The organism is Streptomyces chattanoogensis (genome assembly GCF_001294335.1).
In the GTDB taxonomy this organism is placed as follows: Bacteria; Actinomycetota; Actinomycetes; order Streptomycetales; family Streptomycetaceae; genus Streptomyces; species Streptomyces chattanoogensis.
In genome coordinates, this window is record NZ_LGKG01000126.1 from 1 (window position 1) to 225 (window position 225).

The following is a 225-nucleotide window of genomic DNA, read 5'->3' on the forward strand; positions in this document are numbered from 1 at the left end:
GACACGTCCATCATGGATGCGGCGTACTGGCACCGTAATCTGCGTCAGACGGTCGAGTTCGAGACGGCGACGTCGGCGCTCGCGGACCAGGGCTTCGGCTTGTTCGTCGAGGTCAGCCCGCATCCCGTGCTGACCTTTGCGATCCAGGACGTGGCCGCCGTGGGCACCCTGCGTCGTGACGACGGTGGCTGGGCCCGTTTCCTGACCTCGGCCGGTGAGGCCTTC

1 protein-coding gene is annotated in these 225 nt (G+C 67.1%); it reads left to right on the forward strand.

What is annotated here, in order from left to right:
• A partial coding sequence (locus tag ADL29_RS15340) for an acyltransferase domain-containing protein (protein ID WP_157878499.1) occupies nucleotides 1-225 on the forward strand: 225 nt, incomplete at both ends.